Annotated in this window: 18 protein-coding genes; all 18 read right to left on the reverse strand. The window is 67.2% G+C overall.

What is annotated here, in order from left to right; genetic code table 11:
* Window positions 1-342 precede the first annotated feature (342 nt).
* Window positions 343-1,074, reverse strand: coding sequence for an aspartate/glutamate racemase family protein (locus tag LQV16_RS18645; protein WP_229995375.1), 732 nt, complete (start codon window positions 1,072-1,074; stop codon window positions 343-345).
* 8 nt (window positions 1,075-1,082) lie between these two features.
* Complete coding sequence (locus LQV16_RS18650; RefSeq protein WP_229995376.1) at window positions 1,083-2,516, reverse strand: amidohydrolase family protein; 1,434 nt, start codon at window positions 2,514-2,516, stop codon at window positions 1,083-1,085.
* A 25-nt stretch (window positions 2,517-2,541) separates the two neighbouring features.
* Entirely contained in the window at window positions 2,542-3,342 is an 801-nt protein-coding gene (locus LQV16_RS18655; RefSeq protein ID WP_229995377.1) for an aspartate/glutamate racemase family protein, read from the reverse strand.
* Window positions 3,339-4,022 (reverse strand): GntR family transcriptional regulator, encoded by a 684-nt coding sequence (locus LQV16_RS18660; protein WP_229995378.1) that lies wholly within the window; start codon window positions 4,020-4,022, stop codon window positions 3,339-3,341. The genes LQV16_RS18655 and LQV16_RS18660 overlap by 4 nt, the downstream gene beginning before the upstream one ends.
* 67 nt (window positions 4,023-4,089) lie before the next feature.
* The gene (locus LQV16_RS18665) at window positions 4,090-5,445 is read right to left on the reverse strand and encodes an MFS transporter (protein WP_229995379.1); all 1,356 of its coding nucleotides are present in this window, start codon (window positions 5,443-5,445) and stop codon (window positions 4,090-4,092) included.
* 414 nt (window positions 5,446-5,859) lie between these two features.
* On the reverse strand, window positions 5,860-6,201 hold the full coding sequence (gene uraH, locus LQV16_RS18670; RefSeq protein ID WP_229995380.1) for a hydroxyisourate hydrolase: 342 nt from the start codon (window positions 6,199-6,201) through the stop codon (window positions 5,860-5,862).
* Entirely contained in the window at window positions 6,198-6,695 is a 498-nt protein-coding gene (gene uraD, locus LQV16_RS18675; protein ID WP_229995381.1) for a 2-oxo-4-hydroxy-4-carboxy-5-ureidoimidazoline decarboxylase, read from the reverse strand. Before uraD ends, uraH begins: the two co-directional genes overlap by 4 nt.
* Window positions 6,696-6,939: 244 nt before the next feature.
* Window positions 6,940-7,776 (reverse strand): alpha/beta hydrolase, encoded by an 837-nt coding sequence (locus LQV16_RS18680; RefSeq protein WP_229995382.1) that lies wholly within the window; start codon window positions 7,774-7,776, stop codon window positions 6,940-6,942.
* A 72-nt stretch (window positions 7,777-7,848) separates the two neighbouring features.
* On the reverse strand, window positions 7,849-8,976 hold the full coding sequence (locus LQV16_RS18685) for a phosphotransferase (protein ID WP_229995383.1): 1,128 nt from the start codon (window positions 8,974-8,976) through the stop codon (window positions 7,849-7,851).
* A gap of 5 nt (window positions 8,977-8,981) precedes the next feature.
* Complete coding sequence (locus LQV16_RS18690) at window positions 8,982-10,112, reverse strand: phosphotransferase (protein ID WP_229995384.1); 1,131 nt, start codon at window positions 10,110-10,112, stop codon at window positions 8,982-8,984.
* On the reverse strand, window positions 10,109-11,431 hold the full coding sequence (locus tag LQV16_RS18695) for an aminoglycoside phosphotransferase family protein (protein WP_229995385.1): 1,323 nt from the start codon (window positions 11,429-11,431) through the stop codon (window positions 10,109-10,111). The genes LQV16_RS18690 and LQV16_RS18695 overlap by 4 nt, the downstream gene beginning before the upstream one ends.
* Entirely contained in the window at window positions 11,428-13,314 is a 1,887-nt protein-coding gene (locus tag LQV16_RS18700) for an ABC transporter ATP-binding protein (RefSeq protein WP_229995386.1), read from the reverse strand. Before LQV16_RS18700 ends, LQV16_RS18695 begins: the two co-directional genes overlap by 4 nt.
* Window positions 13,311-14,486 carry a glycosyltransferase family 4 protein gene (locus tag LQV16_RS18705; RefSeq protein ID WP_229995387.1) on the reverse strand — a complete coding sequence of 392 codons (1,176 nt, stop codon included), beginning with the start codon at window positions 14,484-14,486 and terminating at the stop codon, window positions 13,311-13,313. The genes LQV16_RS18700 and LQV16_RS18705 overlap by 4 nt, the downstream gene beginning before the upstream one ends.
* The gene (locus LQV16_RS18710; protein WP_229995388.1) at window positions 14,483-15,703 is read right to left on the reverse strand and encodes a glycosyltransferase; all 1,221 of its coding nucleotides are present in this window, start codon (window positions 15,701-15,703) and stop codon (window positions 14,483-14,485) included. Before LQV16_RS18710 ends, LQV16_RS18705 begins: the two co-directional genes overlap by 4 nt.
* Window positions 15,690-16,940 carry a glycosyltransferase gene (locus LQV16_RS18715; protein WP_229995389.1) on the reverse strand — a complete coding sequence of 417 codons (1,251 nt, stop codon included), beginning with the start codon at window positions 16,938-16,940 and terminating at the stop codon, window positions 15,690-15,692. Before LQV16_RS18715 ends, LQV16_RS18710 begins: the two co-directional genes overlap by 14 nt.
* A gap of 254 nt (window positions 16,941-17,194) precedes the next feature.
* Entirely contained in the window at window positions 17,195-18,727 is a 1,533-nt protein-coding gene (locus LQV16_RS18720) for a HAMP domain-containing sensor histidine kinase (RefSeq protein ID WP_229995390.1), read from the reverse strand.
* A 53-nt stretch (window positions 18,728-18,780) separates the two neighbouring features.
* Window positions 18,781-19,446 (reverse strand): response regulator transcription factor, encoded by a 666-nt coding sequence (locus LQV16_RS18725; protein ID WP_229995391.1) that lies wholly within the window; start codon window positions 19,444-19,446, stop codon window positions 18,781-18,783.
* Between the two features lie 476 nt (window positions 19,447-19,922).
* A partial coding sequence (locus LQV16_RS18730) for a serine hydrolase (RefSeq protein WP_229995392.1) occupies window positions 19,923-20,627 on the reverse strand: 705 nt, incomplete at its 5' end.

A 20,627-nucleotide genomic window follows, 5' to 3' on the forward strand; every position in this document is an offset into this window, starting at 1 on the left:
TGAATCAGGGTATCCAGGGACTCCAGCCATTCGGCGGTCTCTTCCGGATCACGATCAGGCAGCTGGTTTGTCAACCCGCTGAGGATATGGGAGGTATCTTCTCCTGCAGCCACGTCCAACCTCTCTTCGTCGTTGAATGGTCGGCTCAAGTTTCATTCTGTGAGAAAACTTTCTTGCAATTCGAGATTATCGACGCAGGCCGAGGCGCGTCAACATCTGCGGCGGGGCACCGCGGGTCCTGCAGTCACAATCGGGCGGAAGGGCGCCACAAGCAACGCGGGCTCAGATATGGCCCATTTGAGCCGCCGCCAGATTCGGCTGCATCTGAGCCCGCGTTGCTTTTCAGGCTGAGGCGAGGAGCCTGCCCCAGCGCGGGGCCAGCAGCGGTGCGCCCGCCAACCTGAGGCAATGCCACAGCGTGACGGCCACCGAGTCCAGGACAGGAACGCCCGTCTCGGCCTCTATTTCGGCGGTGATGTTGGCCCCGTAGAGGTTGGTGCAGAGGTAGATGATGGCGTCCGGCCGGGCCGCCGCCAGCTCCAGCGACCCCGGACGCATCTCCTCATCGGCCACGCGGGCGAACGACTCGTTGTCGCTCAGGCCCATGAACCGGTGGTCCAGCGTCTTGATGCCGTCCCGTCCGTACGACGCCACGATCCGTTCGTTGACGTCCTCCGTGTACGGAGTGAACAGCCCGATGCGCTCGGTGCCGAAGGTCCGGAACGCCTCCATGTAGGCCAGGGTGGACGTGGTGGCCGGGATGCCGGTGGCGTCCGTGATGTCCTCCACGATCCGGCGGTCATGGTCGGCGCCGAGCCAAGAGCCGGAGGTGCCGTTCCAGGCGATGACGTCCACATCGGCGGTGGCGAGGAGCTCGGCGGCCGACCGCATGACGGCGGCGTCGAATTGTTTGTCCGAGGATTTGTCCAGGGCAATCCTGGTGACCGGGATCCGGGCGAAGTGGATGGTCACGTCGTCGCGGTCGCCCAGGATCCGGTAGCTCTGCGGCTCGAGGCAGGTGTTGGAGGACGGCACGATCATGCCGATGCGGGTGGGGCGGGTTGCGGAAGGCATGGGTGCTCCTAAAGGGCAGCGGGGGCGGTGACGGGGTCGGCGGCCGCCTGGTGTTCGCGGAAACCGCTGCGGGGCACGAACCGGCCCACGGGACCCGGGTCATGGAAGCCGTTGGCGTCCAGCACCACACGTCCGGCGGACACCACAACGGCGGGCCAGCCGGTGAGCGTCCTGCCGTCGAACGGTGAGAAATCCGTTCCCATGTGCAGGGCAGCGCCGTCAACGGCGCGTTCCTCGGCCGGATCGAAGATGACCAGGTCGGCGTCGTACCCGGACGCGATGGTTCCCTTGCCCGGCAGGGCGTTGATGCGGGCCGGGCCGGCGGCGAACACTTCGACGAAGTCCTCCACGCGGGCTGCCCCGGCGGCGGCGTCCATCAGGGCGGTGAACGTGACGGGCATGCGGGTTTCCACTCCAGGCAGTCCGTGCGGCATTTCGCGGATGTCATCTGCGCGCTCCCGCTTTTGCGTGAGGTCGTAGCAGGAGTGGTCCGAAGCCACCGTGTGGATGGCGCCGGCGGCAAGGCGGTCCCGCAGCGCGGCGACGGTCTCCGGGCTGCGCATCGGCGGGCAGCAGGCGAACCACTCCGGCATCACCGATCCGTAGACACTGTCATCAAGGGTGAGGTAGTGCGGGCAGGTCTCGGAGTAGGCCTCCTGGCCGTGGCTGCGGGCCTCGGCGACGAGGTCTACGGCGCCCGGCGTGGACTGGTGCACAAAGTAGACGGGGGCGTTGGTGTACTCGGCCATCGCCAGGGTCTCCTTGACCGAGATTTCCTCCGCGAGTTCCGGGCGGGTCCGGTGCAGGTGTTCAATGCTGATCCGGCCGTCGTCCGCGTGCTGCTGGGTGCAGTCGGCAATGATGGGATCGTGTTCGGCGTGGATGTAGGTGAGGCCGTCGAGCCGGACCATCTCGCGCATGACCTTCAGGATCGTGTCCCCGTCGGCCATGGTGGTGCCCCGGTTGGTGGTGTACATCTTGACCGAACGGACACCTTCGGCGGCGAGCTGTTCGAGCTGCCATGGCACGGTTTCGTCCCACTGGACCACCGAGCCGTGGAGGGCGACGTCGCAGCGGGACTCGCGTGCCAGTTCCTTCTTGTGCAGCACCGCGGCCAGCGGGGTCTCGCGGGCGTCGCGGGGGATGCCGAAGTCGATGATGGTAGTGGTGCCGCCCCAGAGGGCAGCGGTGGATGTGGTCCGGTAGTCATCCAGGGTACGGAACCGCCCGGTGACCTGGGCGACGTGGCAGTGGCCGTCCACGCCGCCGGGAATCACCAACTGGCCGGCGGCGTCGATGGTCCTGGCGGCAGCGGGGACCGGCTCCGAAGCGTCCACGAGCTGGACGATCGTTCCGCCATGCACCACGACGTGCGCGTCCTGGCGGCCGAAACTGTTGACCACGGTGCCGTTGGCAATGACAAGGTCTGGGGTGTGGGACATCGTTGTCCTCCTTCGGGGAAAAAAGCTAGTGAGATAGGGCGGACGGTGCGGGCAACTGCGTACTGCGCTGCGCCGTCGTAAGAGCGGCATCGAGGTTTTTCGAGAGTCCCTTGCGGGGCTTGACCGGTGGCGGTGCGAAGGCGCCCGCCCGGTGCCGCCCGGACTGGAGGTTGACCACCGACTGGGCCATCTGGATGCCCGCGGAGATGCCGTCCACCAAGGGGACGGGGATCTGGCCGGCAAGCTCGCGGGCAAGTCCGGCGAGCGGCGCGCCGGCGAGGATCACGACGTCGGCCCCGTCCTGGGCGACGGCCTGGCGGCTGAGGGCCAGCAGGGTCTCCTTGAAGTCCTCCTGCACGGAACCGATGCCGTTGAGGCTCTCGTTGATGGAGCGGATCGAGGCCAACCGGCCGCCGAGCCCGAATCGTTCCACGCAGTCCTGGTACCAGGGCCGGATCCGGTCGGAGATGGCGATGATGGAAAACCGGTGCCCCTGCAGGGCGGCGGCACACAAGGCCGCCTCGGTAATCCCGATGACCGGGACATCTGTCAGTTCCTTCAGCGCGGGCATGCCGGGGTCTCCGAACGCCGCGACCACGACGCCGTCGATGCTGCTGCCGGACCCGTCGCGGGTGTACTCGGCGATGATTTCGGCGACGGCACCGGCGGCGATGAGGGATTCAAAGCGGGTTTCGATGTATTCCACGCCGTACCCGGCGGTCCGGACCACGAGTTCGGTCCCGGGGGAGGCGGAGCGGAGGGCCTCCGCTTCGATCAGGGCGGTGACGTCGTCGCTGATATTGGGGTTGATGACAAGGAGTTTCATAAGTTCTTCCGATGAAGGGCGGGTTCCGTCCGGCGAAAATCCTCCGGAAACTGTTCCCGGTATTTGTCGATGTGCGACGCCGATTGGGCGGCTGCCCGGTCAGGGTCGCCGCTGGCGATTGCGGCGTAGAGGGCCCGGTGTTCCTCGATGAGTTCGGGGAGGTCGCTCACGTGGCGGAAGAGCCAGTGCATGCGGCCCTGGAGCGGTTCGAGTGCGGACTTGAGGAAGCCGTTGTCCGCGATCCGGGTGATGGCATCGTGGAATTCGCTGTTGGCGCGGTGGGCTTCCATGATGGCGCCCCTGGCCAGGCAGCGGTCTGCCTCTTCCAGCAGGCCTTCCAAGGCGCTGAGGTCCTCAGGCGTGGCGCGGGCCGCAGCCAGCCGGCAGGCCAGCACTTCGAGCGACTGGCGGACGTCGAAGAGATCCTCCACGTCTTTGGGACTGAGCGAGCTGACCTCGGCACCGCGCGCGCCGCGGTCGCTGACCAGACCTTCCTGGCGAAGCATGCGAAGGGCCTCGCGGACCGGGAGGCGGGAGACATTGAATTCGGCCGCCAGGTCGCGTTCCACCAGCCTGGTACCGGGAACGTAGTGCCCTTCAAAAATCCTGGTGCGGAGGGTGTCCCGGACAGCCTCCCGGAGGGGGCGTTCCTTGTCCTGGGTTTCTTCTGCGGTAAGCATGGTGCTCCATTCGGGTTCTTGTGGCACTGCGTTCCCGGCTCCGGGAACAGGTGTTTCGTGGCCTAGCTTAGACAGGGAGCCGCTTGTTGTAGTTCAGGGTCAGCACGGATGCGCCCATGATGATCGCGGATCCCACGAAGTACAGCAGCGCCCAGGTGTAGGAGCCGGTGGCACCGACGATCAGGCCGACGGCGATCGGGGTCACGAAGCCGGAGATGTTGCCGCTGAAGTTCATCGCGCCGCCCAGGACGCCGGCGTTGGTCCGGCCACCCAGGATCGAGGGGATGCTCCAGAAGAGGCCCACCCAGCGAAGGAAGAACATGACGACGGAGAGGAGCACCACCGCCGTCGTCGGATCTGCCACGACGGTGACACCGATGAGGCCGCCGATCACTACGACACTGGAGGTGCCCAGGAGGGTGCGCATGACCCGGTTGGCCGAGGCGCCAGATGCCCGCCATTTGTCGGCGATGGTGCCGCCGAGGATTTCGCCGACGAACCCGGCACCGAAGATCACGAACGTGGACCAGCCGATGGTCTTCAGGTCAAAGCCCTTGGCCTGGGCCAGGTAGAGCGGGCCCCAGGTGAGCAGGCCGTAGAAGACTCCGTTGAAGCCCAGCCAGCCGAAGCACATGGCCCAGAAGGAGCGGAACTTCAGGTAGGGGAGCAGGGCGCGTTTGCCCTTGCTGCCGTCGAGCTCGGCTTCGGCGTCCTCGGCGGCGTGGGAGGCCTCGATGTACTCGGCCTCGGCGTCGTTGACTCCGCGGTGCTGGCGCGGATTGTCCCGGACGTACCACCAGACGGCGAGGCCCATGAGGACGGTGGCGGCGCCGGCGATGATGAAGGCGGTCCGCCAGCTGCCCGTCGAGGCGATCAGGCCTGCGATGAGGATGCCGCCCAGCCCGGCGCCCAAGGGGGCACCGGCATCCAGGATGGTGGCGCCGCGGCCGCGTTCCGATTTGTGCATCCAGATGGCGTTCAGCTTTCCGCCTGCCGGCATGACGCCGGCCTCGGTGACGCCGATGCCCAGGCGGGCGATGAACATGCTGAGGAAGCCGCCGGCCAGGCCGGACGCTGCCGTTGCGGCGCCCCAGCCGACGCAGGACGCGGTCATCACCTTGCGGGGGCCGAACTTGTCGATCAGCCAGCCGACGGGGATCTGCATGAGGGCGTAGGTCCAGAAGAAGGCCGAGAGCAGGAGGCCCACGAGCTCCGGGGCCATGTTGAATTCTTTCTGGATGATGGGCAGGGCGACCGAGATGGAGCCCCGGTCGATGTAGTTCACGGCCACGAGCACCAGCAGGAGGAGGAACATTTTCCAGCGGACGTTGGTGCGCCGTTGCACGCGGTCCTTGGAGCCTGTGGGGTCAGCGGGCTGTAGTGCGGTTTCGGTATTTGCGGTTTCGGTATCTGGAAGAGACACAACTTCTCCTTGATAGAGAGGAAAAATGCCGGCAAGTGATGAGGGTCGATTTGTCCGCGGGCCAGGACGCGGGGTGTGGGGCGTCCTGTTCGCGGCCTGTCCAGTGGTGATAGCGGGGCTGATATCAGCGCTGATATCAGTTCGGAGATCCGGTGCAGATCCTGGGAGGCCGGGGCCCGGCAAGCTTACTTATTTTGGGATCCCGTTTTGGGATCCCAAAATTGAGAATAGAAGTGAGCTGGGCCACTGTCAAGGGTTGTGGGCCGGCCGGCCCGGTTGGCCGGGAAAATGTCGATTGTGACTGGCGTGGGGTTCCCGGGGCGGGCGGCGCCGGGCATGGCTGCGCCCCGCCACCTGACAGGGGACCAGTCCCGGCCTGAAGCCGTGGCGGGTGGCGGGGCGTGAGGGTGTTTCTTAGCTGCCGCGGTAGGTGGAGTAGGCGAAGGGGCTCAGCAGGAGCGGCACGTGGTAGTGGGACTGCGTCTGGGACACAGCGAAGGTCAGTGTGACTTCGGGGAAGAAGGTCTCGGTCCCGGCGGCGGCGTAATAGGCTCCGGTGTCGAAACCCAGCCGGTACCTACCAGAGCCCAGGCTGGCGGGACCAAGTGACGTGACGCGCCCGTCGTCATCCGTGGTCCCGGCTGCGATCCTGACCCAGCGCTCGCCGTCGAGCATGTCCAAGGTGACGGCGACGCCCGCGGCGGGCTTGCCGGAGCCGGTGTCCAGGACGTGCGTGGTGATGTGGGAAGTGCTCATGCGCCGATCAGTCCTTCGAGTCGGAGTACCGCGATTTCGCGCAACTGCTGGCCGATAACCAATTGTTCCTCTTCGGGGGTGTGGGCGAGCCTCGTGTGGAGAGCGGCGAGGATCTCCTCCCGGCTGCGGCCGGCTGCGCGGATCAGGAATACGTGGCCGAATTTCTGTTCATAGCTCCGGTTTCCCTCGGCGATGGCTGCGGCGACAGCCGGAACCGGGGCGCCAAGAGTCGCCTGCTCCGACTGGGAGAGCCGGGCCTCCGTGCTGTTTCCTGCGGCCCGTTCGCCGATTCGGGGATGGTGGGCCAGGGCGGCCCCCACCTCCGCATTGGTGAAGGGTTCCGCCGCGCGGGCGGCGGCTTCGAGGAGGCTTCCGGTGCTGCCGAAGGGCCGGGAATCGACCATCTCCTCAATCCACCGCTCAATGTCCAGGCAGGGACGCAGTGCGGCCGCGGCCTCGGCGCGTCCGGCCGCGTTAAAGTCTTCCAACAGCATGTGCCAGATCCTTTGTGTCAATGCTGGCATCCACGGTGTAGGGCTATACGGACAAGATATTCGTATCGTGGAACTGTTATTTCAGCATATGCAAAAAATTGAACCGTACCGTGTGACGGGTGTCAACCGGACTGTCGGATCCGCGGCGAATTTCGAAAAGTGCGGCGGTATCGGACAGGCGGACTCCCGATCCGGGATGCGCTTGTCCGAAATCGCCGCGGAAAGCCGAACGGTTTCGGCCCCGCTAGCTCGACAGGAACCGCAGCAGAACCTCGTTGACCTCCGCGGCGTGGGTCCACAGCATGCCGTGCGGGGCGCCGTCGATCTCCACGTACTCGGCGTTCGGCAGCGCCTTGGCGAACTGGCGTCCCGCGACGTCGATCGGCAGGATGTTGTCCGCCGTGCCGTGCACAATCAGGGCCGGGACATCGATCTTGGGAATGTCGGCACGGAAGTCCGTGAGCCAGGTCGGCTGCGCTGCCGCCGACGCCGTGGCCCCGCCACCGGTGGCGAGGTTCCACCCGGCGTTCATGACTTCCTGGCTGAGCCGGGGGGTGCCGAGGAAGGTCTCGCTGTTGTAGAAGTTCTTGAAGAATTCCGTGAAGAAGGCGTACCGGTCTGCCGTCACGGCCTCCATCAGCCCGTCGAACACCGACTGCGGGACCCCGCCGGGGTTGTCCTCGGCCTGCAGGACGTACGGCTCGAGCGAGGCCAGGAACACGGCCTTCGCCACCCGGGCAGAGCCGTAGGTGCCGAGGTATCGGCCCACTTCGCCGGTGCCCATGGAGAAGCCCACCAGCACGGCGTCGTTCAGGTCCAGAGTGGTCAGGAGCGTATTGAGGTCCGCGGCGAAGGTGTCGTAGTCGTAGCCGTCGGTGGGCTTGCTGGACTGTCCGAAGCCGCGGCGGTCGTAGGTGATGACGCGGTAGCCAGCGCCGAGCAGCGCAGTTGTCTGCTTTTCCCAGGATGAGCCGTCCAGCGGGTAGCCATGGATAAGGACCACGGCCTGACCGGATCCGTGGTCCTCGTAGTAGAGCTCGACGTCTGTGCTGTTTTCGGTTCCAACCTTGATGTAAGCCATGCCAGCGGTCCTCCCGGTTGCGTGCGGTTCGATCTGGGGCGGTCAATATTGGGCGGTCAATATGCAGTGCAGTCAGTACGTGGGCTCCACTTTAGCGGCCGGAACCCCCTCGGCCAGGGCCTGTTCACCATCCGGAAGGAGAAACTCCTCTGCCACGGCCGCCCACTGCGGCCGGAAGGAATAGAGGCAGCCCAGCCGCAAGCGGGTCGCGGCAGCGTAGGCGTCGAACCGGGCGGGGGTGACCCGCAGTTCGTCGGCGGTGGCGATGACGTGACGGTGGGCGGTTTGGTACCTTTCGGCGGTCAGGCGGTGTTGGCGCAGGCGCAGGCGCAGGTGCACGGCAAGGTTCGCGAGGTCGGCGGCGGCCTCGGCCCGGCCGGCTTCGTCGAAGTCCAGCAGCCCCAGGGGAGCGCCGGGATCCCCGGTGAATATCTGCTTGTCGTGGAGGTCGCCGTGGGACCACACGAGTGGGTCCGGATCGGTCCGGAGCAGTTTTTGGGCGGTCTGCCCTGCGGCCACACGCACGGCGGTGCGCTCGGGCTGTGCTGCCGGAATATCCCCGGCGTGCACCAGCCACCGGTGCACGATGCGTTGCAGGTTCTCCAGTTCGACGGCGGCCGTCCGGGGCGGGAGCGCCTCAAGGGTCAGGCGGTGCTCCGGAGCCCGGGCCAGGGAATGCTGCCGGACCCAGGCCCGGGACCATTCTTGCCAGGCTTCTTCGAACACGTCATCACTGACGGCTGGGTCGTTTCCGAGCTCGAACAGGGAACGGCCGGGCAGCGCCATGATCGTGAGGCAGCCCGGGGTGCAGGAAACAATTTCCGGGGTGCGGAAGTCCCCGGCGCCGAGGAGCTCGTTCATCCGGGCGTGCCTGCCCACCGCTTCGTCGGACTGGCGGGCCCGGAAGATCTTGAGGTAGTGCTCCCCGGCCCTGACCACGGCCCGTTTGTGGGCCCGGTGCACCACCACCTCACCCAGCGGCGACGCGTGCTTCAGGGCGGGCAGACGCCGGTCGCGGCCGTCCCGCAGAAGCTCCAGCTGCCCCGCCCGGAGGTGGGCCGCCCGGACCCCTGCCCGGTCGGCGGCGGCCAGTTCCAGGACATAGTCCTCCGCGGAGTCGTCGGGCCAGGACCGGATGACCTGCCATTCGAAGTTGTCCGCATCCAGGACGGCGGCCGGGACGGGCGGGTGCCAGCCCATGTGGATCAGCTCCGGGATCCGAGGGACCGGCTGGCGGCCAGGATGGTGGATCCGAAGGACTCACGCTGCTTTACCCGGTCTTCGAGAACGCGGGTCGCCAGCAACGAGCCCGAAGGGAGCGAAGAACAGGCCAGTCGCAGCCAGCGTGCGTCCGCGTAGGCATCGAACCGATCCGGGCTGACCTGCAATTGCTCGGCGACGGCCAGCACCACCGTGTGGGCCTTCAGGTATCGCGCCGACGTCAGGTTATTGCGCCACATGCGCCGCTCCAGATGGAAATCCAGGTAGGCGAGGTCGCGGGCGGCCTCGGCCCGGGCAGTATCGTCGAAGTCCAGCAGCCCGAACGGGGACCGGCCGTCGCCGGCGATAATCTGCCGGTCGTGCAGGTCTCCGTGGGCCCATACCAGCGGGTCCGGTACCGAGCCGAGCAGGTTCGCCGTGACGTAATCTGCCATGGCGATCAAGGTGTCGCGTTGGGTGGACAGTTCCGGAACATTCGCTGTGTGGCGCAGCCATCGTTTCAACCAACGGGCCACGGCCTTCGCTTCCACTTCCGGTGAATGGACCGGCAGGGCGCCCAGAACGGTTTGTCTGCTGGCATCAGACGCCGCGCTCAGCTGGGCGAGCCACGCGCGGGACCACTCTTCCCATGCGCCGGCAAACTCCTTCTCGCCGATCGTGAAGTAGTCCTCGCCGATTTCGCCCAGCGTCGGTCCGGAGAGGGCGCTCAAAACGAGGGTGTCCGGGGAGCTCTGAAGTACCTCGGGCGCCGTAAAGGCGCCGGCGTCCAGCAGGAGGTCCGTCTGAGCGCACCGTTCGGCCGGGACTGCGGCCCTGCCGGGCCGGAAGACCTTGATGTAGCAACCCTCCGCCCGGATGATGGCCCGCGTGTACGGCCAGTGGGCAATGATTTCCCCGCGCTGTCTTTCGGTCCGAAGGGCCGGCAGCTCGGGATCGTCCTCCGGCAGGACCTCAAAGCGGCCATGGCTCAAATGTGCTCCCCGGACGCCGGGCCGTCCCGCAGTCTCGACCTCCAGCAGGTATTCTCCGGGTTCTTTATCGGGCCACGCCTTGTGGACGCGCCACGCGGTGCCGGCGTCGTCGGTGTAATTCCAAAGCGGTGGGTGCCAGATCATGCGATCAACTCCAGGGCTCGGCGGATATGCCAGCTCGTGTCGGCCGGCCAGTCGCTGGCCCGGTTCCGGAACGGGTCGACGCTGTTCAGGAACAGCCGGAACGCCGCCCAGGTCTCCACCCTGGCCTGCGATACGTGGCCGCCAGCCTCGCGGTAACCGTCGATCAGCTGGGCCGTCTTGCGGCCACCGGCCACGGGCCCGGCACCTGGGGGGTCTGCGATGTCCTCCACCGCGGCAAACGACCCAAGGTCCCTCGCCGGGTCGGAGGTCCTGACACGGTCGAAATCGATGATGCGGACGGCCGGGCCGTCCACCAGGACCTGGTCCGCCGAGAAATCGCCATGGACCAGCACTTGCGCGGGCCCGTGGGGGCCGGCGGCGCCGACGGTTGCCAGGAGCCGGCTGGTGAGCCGGGCTACCGGAGCCTCGAGCCCCGGGAGCAGGCAGGTGATCATGGACCGCGTGGCGGCGAGCTGCCGTACCAGGTCTTCCACTTCCGCCGCGGGGTCCGGCCCGGTTCCCGCGTCCATTCCATGGATCGCCGCCAGGGCTTGGCCGGCCCGGTAGGCGGCCGGGTCGTTGTCGCCGCCGCTCAGGTCTCCGTGGCCCCAGTCCGGGGAGGCGCTGATGCCGTGCGCGGCGCATTCCACGTCGGCGAGTTCGGGCAGGACCGGGATGCCGTTGCTCTCCAGCCGCTGCCGCAGGCGGAGGCCTGCGGCAGCTTCGTCAGCTTGGACAGCGGTCTTGACGACGACGGGCACCGTCGCCGAAGGGACCCTGGCAACGAGCCTGCGCTCCGGGTTGTATCTCAGCACGCTGACCGGGGGGTCCAGGAACCGCTCTGCCGCGGGGAGTGCTCCGAGCCGTCCGAGCCCGTGGTCCCGGAGCCACCGCAGGTTGGGGCGCAGCGGCCAGTCCTCCTCGATGGGGCCGACAGCCACCACGACGTCGGCGTGGGGATGATCGGGTTGGACCAGCAGGATGCCGCCGCCGCGCTTTTGCGAACTGTCCGCCCGCCGCTGCAGTTTCTCGGCGTGCTCCGGTGCTGTGGTCGATGCCCAGCCGTAGCTGCCGGCCCCGTAGCCGGCCCGGCGGAAGGCGACGAGGGCCGAGTTGTGCGGTTTGTAGCGGGTCCTGGTGATCCGGACGCTTTCGCCCAGGAGCTCGGAGAGCAGCTCGTCGTCGAGGACCCAGTTCAGGCCCGGGATCCGGGTGTCCCGGGCCGCCAGGGCACGGTCAGCTTCGCGCCGCTGCGGCTGCAGCCATTGTCCCTGCAGCCGTTGTCCCTGCAGCCTTTGTCCCTGCGGGGCGATGCTCATGACGGCACCTTGAACAGGTCACCCGGTTCTGCCGTCTGCTGCCGATGGACCCAGTCGGCGAAGCGGGAATCGGGATCTGTCAGCAATAACTGCGGCGGCCCATCTTCGAGGATTTTGCCGTCTTCGAGCCAGATCACCCGGTCGCATGATTGGGCCGAGTTGACGTCGTGGGTAATCGTGATGGAGGTCTGGCCTTGGGTGAGTGTGTCCAATGCGCTGAGGACCGAATCCCGTGAGGCCGGATCAAGCCCGGCCGTCGCCTCGTCCAGAATCACAATGGGGGCCTTGCGGAGCATGGCGCGGGCGACGGCCAGCCGTTGACGCTGGCCCCCGGAAAGATCGTTGGCCGCCTCGCCGAGGACGGTTTCGTAGCCCTGGGGCAGTGCGCGGATGAAACCGTCGGCCTGGGCAAGGGCCGCCACGGCTTCGATCTCCTCATCGGTGGCATCGAGGCGGCCGAACCTGATGTTCTCCCGGACCGAAGTTCCAAACAGCACGGAGTCCTGGAGGAGGATTGAGACATGGGCACGCACGGAAGCGATCTTCAGGGACCGCAGGTCCTCACCTCCGAGGCTGACACTCCCCTCCCAAGGGTCCACCATCCGAAGGATCATGCTGGCCAGCGTTGACTTCCCGGCCCCGGAGGGCCCCAGCACGGCGCAGTGCTGACCCGCCGGTATGGTCAGGGTGATCCCCTTGAGCACCGCGGTTCCGTCGAAGTGACCGGCCCAGACGTTGTCGAACACGATGTCCGGGTGCGGGTTCTTGAGGGCGACGGCGTGCGGTGCCTCGGGCACGTCGCTCTGGGCCTCAAGCAGGTCTGCCACCCGTTCCCCGGAGGCCGTCGCGCGGGCGATACGGCTCGTGTACCTGGCCACATCCTTGAGCGGCCTTAGCCCGGTCTTCACGTAAAACAGGAAAACGACCAGATCACCGGGGGTCATCGCATGCTGCATCACCCTCCAGCCGCCGGCAGCCAGGACTACCGCCGTTGCGATTCCCGTCAGGACGTCGGTCTTCCGTTGCAGGCTGGCGGCCAGCCGCAGCGTGGTCACACCGGAGCCAAGTGCCGCCTGATTGCTCTTGCTGAAGCCCGAGCTGATGGTGTCTTCGAGTCCATACGCCTGGACTTCGCGCATTGCTCCGAGCGTCTGCGCGGCGGTGGTGGCAAGGGCGCTTTCGCCCTTGCGTGACTTGCGGGCCGCGGTGGTAATCGATCCCGAGCTCCTGCGGGACAACAAGACGAATATCCCGATGGACACGAACGTCACCAGGGCGATCAAAGGATCGAGCCAGAGCATAATGATCATCATTGCGATCAGCGACACGGTATTCCCGATGAGCGGGAGCCCCGCCGTGACGGCCACATCCTGCAGCCGGGACACGTCCCCGACGAGCCGCTGGACAGTGTCGCCGGTGGACGCGCGGCTGTGGTGGCGCATCGACAGGCCCTGGAGGTGGCGGAAGGTACGGGCGCGCAATTCGGAGGAAATCCGGGTACCCACGAGCGCAAACGAAATCGCGGACACGTAGCTGGCCAGGGCCCTGATGAGGCTGATGACGATCACTGCGCCGGCGCAGAGGAGCAGCACCTCCGCGCTCGCCTCCACGCTGAGCGGGGACCTGCGCAGATTGGCGCCGAGTGAGTGTGAGACGGAGTCCAGGACGATCTTCACTGGCCACGGCTCAAGAAGCCGGAAGAGGATTTCCGCGGCCATGGCAATGAATCCCCAGGTGATGAGCAGCCTGTGCCCGCGCAAATGCGGGCGGACGCACCGCAAGGTCCGCCGCAGCGGTGTGGGTTCAGCCGGCGCGTGGGTGCGGGTCCTTCGCCATAGGGTCCGCCAGCTGCGGGGGTGCGCATGCCTGGAAGCGGTGGTCATTGCCTTGCCAGTCTGCGTGCAGGCGGCAGTGCCTCGGTGATCCGGGACAGCACACTGCTCCAGCTGAACCTCAGCACGGCGTCGCTGCGGGCCTCGAGCCCCAGCCTGTCCCGCAGATTCGGGTCTTCGCCGAGCCGGATAAGGGCGTCCGCGAGTGCGGCGGGGTTCCCGGGCGGGACGAGGATCCCGGTGCGGCCGTCCTGGATGATGGACGGGATCTGGCCCACGGCGCTCGCGATCACGGGCAGCGCGGCCGCCATGTACTCAAAGACCTTCAGCGGCGAGAAGTAATCGTCCTGGCCGGGCGCGTCCGGGGGATAGGGGGCGGCGGCGGCGTCGAAGTCTGCCAGGAGGCCGGGCACGGCGGCCGGCGCAACGGCGCCGGTGAACACCGTCGGCACGCCGAGGGACCCGGCGAGGCGCTCGAGGTCCTCCCGGCCGGGGCCGTCACCCACCACGTGGACGTGCCAGCGCAGGCCCGGGTCAACGGTCTGTTGGTTGGCCAGGGCCACACCGTGCAGAAGGCTGGGGACACCGTGCCAGGGCTTCAAGGTTCCGACAAACCCGACCGTGAGGTGGTCCGGATTCCGGCGGCCGGGGCGGCGGGCCGGGATCCGCTCGACGTTCACGCCGTTCGGTGCCAGCACGGTCCTCGCGGTCGGCACCCGCGCCCGCACCCAGCGCACCACAGGATCCGAGACGCACGCAACGACGTCGGCCGTTGCGGCGTTGCGGCGGAACACCGTCTCAGCTTTTTTCACATCCAGCAACTGACGGTACCGCTGCTGCTCCTCGATGAGCGGGGCATTGACCTCAAGTACTGACGGCACATCCAGGATGCGGGCCACCACGGATAGTGCCGGGCTGAACAGCGAATAGCGCTCGTAGAACAGCCCGCAGCCGTTGCGAAGGACCTCGTCCGCCAGGCCCAGCGCGGCGTCCTGGACCGCCCGTTCCCGCGCGGGGCCGGGGACGGATTCCGGCTTGACTTCGACGACGTCGAGATCGGCAAGATCCTTGGGCCGCTCGGTGCCGAGCCGGGTGCAGTAGACCGTGACGGCGGCGCCGGTCCCGCGCCACGCCCGGACGATTTCCTGGACGTGCACGGAGGAACCCTTGGTGCCGAAAACAGGCACGCCCGGGTCGGCGCAGAGGTAGGCAACGCGTGTCATGCGACTCTCCTTTCGGAACGGGAGAGGGACCTCAGGAGTTCGGCCTGGCGGTGGACGTCGTAGTCCTCCTCGATCAGGGCGCGCGCATTGCGCGACACGGCGACCCTGTCTTTGGCGGGGGAGCTGAGCGTGCGGATGCCGCGGGCCAGGGCGTGCGGGCTGCCCGGCCGGACCAGGACTCCGGTGGAGCCGTTCCGGACCACCTCGGGGATTCCGGTGACGGACGTGCTGACGCAGGGGACGCCCGTGGCCATGGCCTCGAGCAACACCGTGGGCATGCCGTCCGCGTTGCCGTCGGCGCCGATCACGCAGGGCGCCACGAAGATATCGGCGGCGTGGAGCAGTTCGTGGATCTGGTCCTGGGTCTGGGGGCCGAGGAGGCGGACGTGCTCGCGTAGCCGGAGCTGATCGATGCTGGCCTCCAGCTCCTCGGCCATGATCCCGGTCCCGGCGATCCGGAGGTCCATTTTGACCCCCTGGTCCAGCAGTTCGGCGGCCGCGGGCAGCAGGTGCTGGAAGCCTTTCTTCTCTACCAGGCGACCGACGGCGGCGATCCGCAGGGTGGCTCCGAGCGGGCGGGGCTCCCGGTACGGGAAGCGCTCCAGCTCCAGGCCGTTACGCACCAGATGGAGCCTGGACGTCGAGTCCGGGAAGCGGCGGCGCAGGTAGCGCATGTTGTACTGGCTGATGGTCACGGCGTGGTGGGCCTGCTCCAGCTTGATCCGCAGATCCTCGTTTTGGACCGATTCATGGAAGATATCCACCGCGTGGGCGGTGAACGAGAACGGGATTCCGGTGATGAGGGACGCCAGCCGGGCCACGGTGGTGGCGCCCGAGGCGAAGTGGACGTGCATGTGCTGGATGTTCCGGGCCTGGAAGGCGGTGGCCAGATTGATGGCCTGGACGGCGTCGTCTGCCGTGGCGGCGGCGAGTTCGCCCAAATTCCGGCCGACGGCGGCCGTGAGCCCGGCCGCCTCGGCCATACGGAGGCTCTCCCACAGGGCCACAGTCTTGATGGGTCGGTCAATGTACGTCACCGGTGCCTGGACCCGGGCGAGTTCAGGGTGGAACCGGGGGTCGTTGGTGGGCCGGAGGGAGAAGATCTCGATCCGGTCCCCCGCCGCCTCGCGGGCAAGGATCTCAGAAACGATGAACGTTTCGGAGAAACGCGGATACATCTTCAGGACGTACGCCGTCCCCGGTTCAAACGGCGACACGGCTGTCACCACCCTTCGCGCGCGTTGCGGCAACGCTTTCGTTCGCCCGGAACTGATCGGCACTGACCTGATCGGCGCTGAACTGATCGGAATCGGCCAGCGGCTGCAGCAGCTCGGCGGCCAGTTGCGGAACCCGGATCAGGCCGTCCAGCACCGCGCGGCGCCGGTCCACCGTGGTGCCGAGCCGGGCGGCAAGCCAGCCGGCAAGGATCTCGGGCGTCAGCGTGCCAATGTCGTGTTGCTCCAGGTACCCGGCCGCGGCCAGGGACGCGGCCCGGATCTGTTGCTCGGCGCGCGACTGAGTGCGTGGCACGATCAGCGCGGGGACAGGGGTGCTCATGATCTCGCACACCGTGTTGTAGCCGCCCATAGCGACGACGGCGGCGGCGTGCCGGATGTGGAACACGATGTCATCGACTGCGGACACCACTTTGACGCCGGGACGGGCGTGCTGCCGGAGGTCGTTGAGCTGCTCGGCGGGCATCTGCGGTCCGGCGACCAGTAAGTGTCCCAGCCCGTCCGGAACCGGCGCGGCGACGGCGATGCGGGCCAGGGCATAGCCGTCCGAGCCCCCGCCGACCGTCGTCATGAAGTACCGGCCGGGCATGCAGCTGGTGCCGGAAACCGAAGGGCGCCCCTCGGCGAGGTAGCCCGTGTACCGGATGAGCTTTCGGAGGGCGAACGGTATCTCGCCGCAGGCCACGGGATCGTGGACGGCGGGATCGCCGTAGACCCAGATGGCATCGAACAGGGCCTTGACCACGCGGGGCCCGCCCAGCCTGGCCCATTCGCTGAGCGCCGCGGCGGGCGAGTCAAGGACCTCGCGGAGGCCGAGGACCACGCGCACGGGCCCGGCGGTGCGTGCGCGCCGCAAGGCTATTTCGAGTTCGCCGTGGACGCCGGTGGCGTGCCGGTCCACCACCACCAGATGGGGGGCGAAGCCGGCCAGCGTTGCCTGCAGCAGGCTGGCCCGCAACGGCACGAGCTCATGCATGGGCAACGCCAAGTTCCGGGGCAGGTAGCCCGCGGACCCCTTGGCCACGCCGGGAAGAAGCACCCAGTCCCAGCCCTCGGGCAACCGGAACGCCGGGGCCAGTGCGGTGCCGGTGATGAGGATTCCGGTGACGGGGCGGCCGATCAGCCCGGGAAGCTGATTGTTCAGCGCATGGGCCAGTGCCAGATTCCGACGCACATGTCCCAGGCCCACTGAATCATGTGAGTACAGCACTATCCGCATTGGCTCCACTGCAAATCCTCCCCCGCCCCCGGTGCCCCGGATATGGCTGCGATCGCAACTGTGTCCGGTGCCGGCGCTGTCTGATGGTAGTTATCAGCCTGCGCCCCGAGAGTGAGGGCGGGATGAGGAGAAGATTAAGGATTTCTCATCCAACGCCGTGCCTAAGCGGCCCCGCGCTTAGGCGCGGGCCAAGGTTGGATGCGGGCGTGAGTCAGCCGGCGGGCCAAGTCCGACGCGGACGCCGGTGGACCAGCTCAGACGCGGACGCTGGCGGACTGCAAGGGGATCCCGATCAGGAACGTGGCCCCGTGGCCGTATTCGGATTCCACGGTGGCCTGGCCCCCGTGCGCCTGGGCGATGGCCGAGACGATTGCGAGGCCCAGTCCCGAACCTTCCTCGCCGCGGCCCGTGTGCGCCCGGCCGAACCGTTCGAAGATCCGTTCCTGATCCTCGGCTGCGATGCCGATCCCGTCGTCGCGCACCCACAGCAGGAGGGTGTCCTGTGGGGGCAGCGAAGTGCCGTCGTCCGCCGTCGGGTGCTCAATCCGGGAGCCGAGCGCGATCGTGGAGGACTGCCCGGTGTACTTGACGGCGTTGGCGGCGAGCTGGACCAGGGCCTGGGTGAGGCGCTGCGGATCCGCCTCCACCACGAAGTCGGCCCTTTCATCGATCTGCCAGTTGCGGTCGGCCAGGACGTGCACTTTCTCCATGACTTGGTCCAGGAACTCCGGGATCCGGACGGGTTCACGCCGGATGAAGCCGGGGTCGCCGGAGTTTGCGAGCAGCAGGAGATCGTCCACCAGGCGCTGCATCCGGTCCACCTCGTCCAGCAGCACGTCCCTCGTGGCAATGACATCGTCAGGATCATCCACCGTCACCAGCTCGAGGTGCCCGCGGAGAATGGTCAGCGGGGTCCGCAGTTCATGGCCGGCGTCGTCCAGGAACTGCTGCTGTTGCTGGGCGCCCTCATCCAGCCTTTCCAGCATGGTGTTGAAGGTCTTGGCGAGCAGGGTGACGTCGTCCTCGCCCTTGCGCACCTCCACCCGCTGCGTGAGGTCCTCCGGGCCCACCGCCCTGGAAGTCTCGCGCATACGGCGGAGTGGATCGAGCAACCGTCCGGCAACGACGCCGCCGATCACCGCGGCAGCCGAGAGCATGCCGAGGGCCACCAGCGAATACGTCCGGACTGAGCTGGCGTTGTGTTCTTCCTGGTCGCCCGCGTCCCGGCCGACCAGGAAGAACGTCCCTGGGGCGCCCTTCATGGGCACCACCACAGTCCTGAGCGGGCGGCCGTCCGAGTTCAGCTCGCCGAAGGACACGCCGAACGGGTTCCGGAGCTGGGCGGCGTCGGCAAACATCGTGCTGTCCAGGAGGTCTCGGTCCCCGCTGCCCTCAACGGTCCATGCCACCCGTCCGTCCACGATCCCGGCCATGACCTCGTTGCTGCGCGGTTCGATGTCCTCGGCGGCCTCGTGAAGTGCGCTGATGTACGTCCTGTTGGCGTAGTCCCCGGACGTTTTCTTTTTGGTCTGGACGATCTTGACCACGGAGTTGGCCTTGTCCAGCACCGCCTGGTCGATCCTGGCATCGGACTCCTGGAACTGGACCACGAACGTGACCAGCCCCGCGGTGACCAGCCCGGCGAGCATCATGCCCAGCATGGCGGCCACCACGCGGAATCGCACCGAGTGGATCTTTGCGCCCCAGCCGGACGGGTCCTGGGATTCCGTCGAAGGGGAGACAGCCGCCTGGCCGTCCCCGCCGGGGTGTTCATCCACAGTGGCCACTTCCCTTCCTGTGACGATCAGCTGGCCTTGCAGCGTTTTGCAGAAGGTCTTGCCTAGCTCAGGCGGTACCCGGCGCCGCGGGTGGTGAGGATGCGCTCGGCGCCGAGTTTCATCCGCAATTGGCGCACGTACACGTCCACCACATTGGACGTGCCGTCGAAGTCGTAGCCCCAGACGTGGCTGAGGAGTTGCTGCCGGCTCAGGACCTGCCCAGGGTGGAGCAGGAACATTTCCACCAAGGCGAATTCGCGGGCGGAGAGCTCCACCATCCGGCCGTCGACGCTGACGGTGCGGGTGAGCAGGTTCAACTCCAGGGGCCCGTAGCGCATAACGCTTCCCGCCAGCACATCGCCGGTGTCCCCCTTACGTATCCGCGCCCGGATGCGGGCCACGAGTTCCTCAAAATGGAACGGCTTGACGATGTAATCGTCCGCGCCGCCCTCCAGCGCCGCGACGGTGTCGGTGGACGAGCTGCGGGCTGTGAGGACAATGACCGGGATGCCCACCTGGCCTCGGCGCAGTGCCGCGAGGACGGCGTAACCATCCAGGCGGGGGAGTCCAATGTCGAGGAGCAGGAGATCGAATTCGCCGCTGGACGCGTAGTCCACGGCCGAGACGCCGTCGGCGACGACGGTGGGCGCGTAGCCGGCTGCGCGCAGGCCCTTTTCGATGAAGCGGGAGATGCGTTCTTCGTCTTCTGCAATGAGGATGCGGATCAAGGTTACTCCCTGGAAAAAGCCCGGATCCGGGAGGTCCCCCCTGGGCCGCGCGTCGGCGCGGGCCTTATTCGCGGGATCCTGGCCTGCCCCAAATACTGCGGCGTCTCGTGCACACGAGCCGGAGAAAATCCGAAGCCCCAGCAGCCTCGATCTGCCCGGAATGCGGGCGGGGTCCGGGCCCCATAGTGCGGGGCCCGCGGGTTGGTCGGCGCGTTTCCGGTCAGGGCGGCGCGTCGGGCCGTGCGGGACCGGAGGCCCCGGCGTCGGCGGGACGGCCGGTTCGTAATTCAAAAGGAATCAACATCTGGTGCTCCTCCAGGGGACGCCCAGCATCGTGGAGTTCCGTCGGGCAGCTTCGGCTGAGACTGTTCCGGCTTCTTTCATCCTGCCCCCGTAATGGAGCGTGCGCCACCTTTGAAGGGTCGATTTTCAGCCTATTAACAGCTCACACGCAACATCACGCCAAGTCTGTCGTGTTAGCGCCCGAACAGGGCGCCGGTGACCTGGTGAGTCAGGTCGTGGATGAGGTCCAGACGGTTCGCGCTGTCGGCGTCGTCCGGGCCCCACGTGTAGATGACCACCGCGTAGGAGCGGTCCCCGGCGCTGAGCAGCGCGGCGTCGTGGACGTAGCCCTGCACCACACCGTACTTGTGGTGGACCGTGATGCCGGGGGAGAGCGCCGCCGGGATGAGTTCCTCGTCATTGGTGTGCTGCATGTAGCCGAGCAGCTCCGCGGTGTGATCCGGGTTGAGCAGCTTGCCCGTGGCGAGCTGCTGGAGGAGCCGGACCATGTCCGTCGGGGCGATGAGGTTTTTCTCGGGATCGTAGGTGATGCCGAGGGTTGCGGCGTAGGCGGTGAGGTTGGAGTAGCCGATATCCCGCATCAGCAGCAGCCACGAGTCGTCGCTGCTGGTGTTGATCATGGCCTTGAGCTGGAACGCGGCATTGAACGAGCCCAGGGGAGCATCGAGTGACTTTTCGCCGGTCTCCACGAGGTGGTAGTAGGCGGCGGCCGTCAGGACCTTAGCGGTGCTCGCCGCCGTGTACGGTGCCACGTCGCCGTAGCTTTGCAGCTGACCGTCGCGGGTGTCCATCACGGCGACGCCGATCCTGTGATCGGGGTGTTCGCCGATGATCCGCTGGATCTCGGCGGGGAGGTCGACGACGGCGGGCGGCGGGGT

The sequence above is a fragment of the Arthrobacter sp. Bi26 genome (assembly GCF_918697925.1).
GTDB lineage: Bacteria > Actinomycetota > Actinomycetes > Actinomycetales > Micrococcaceae > Arthrobacter.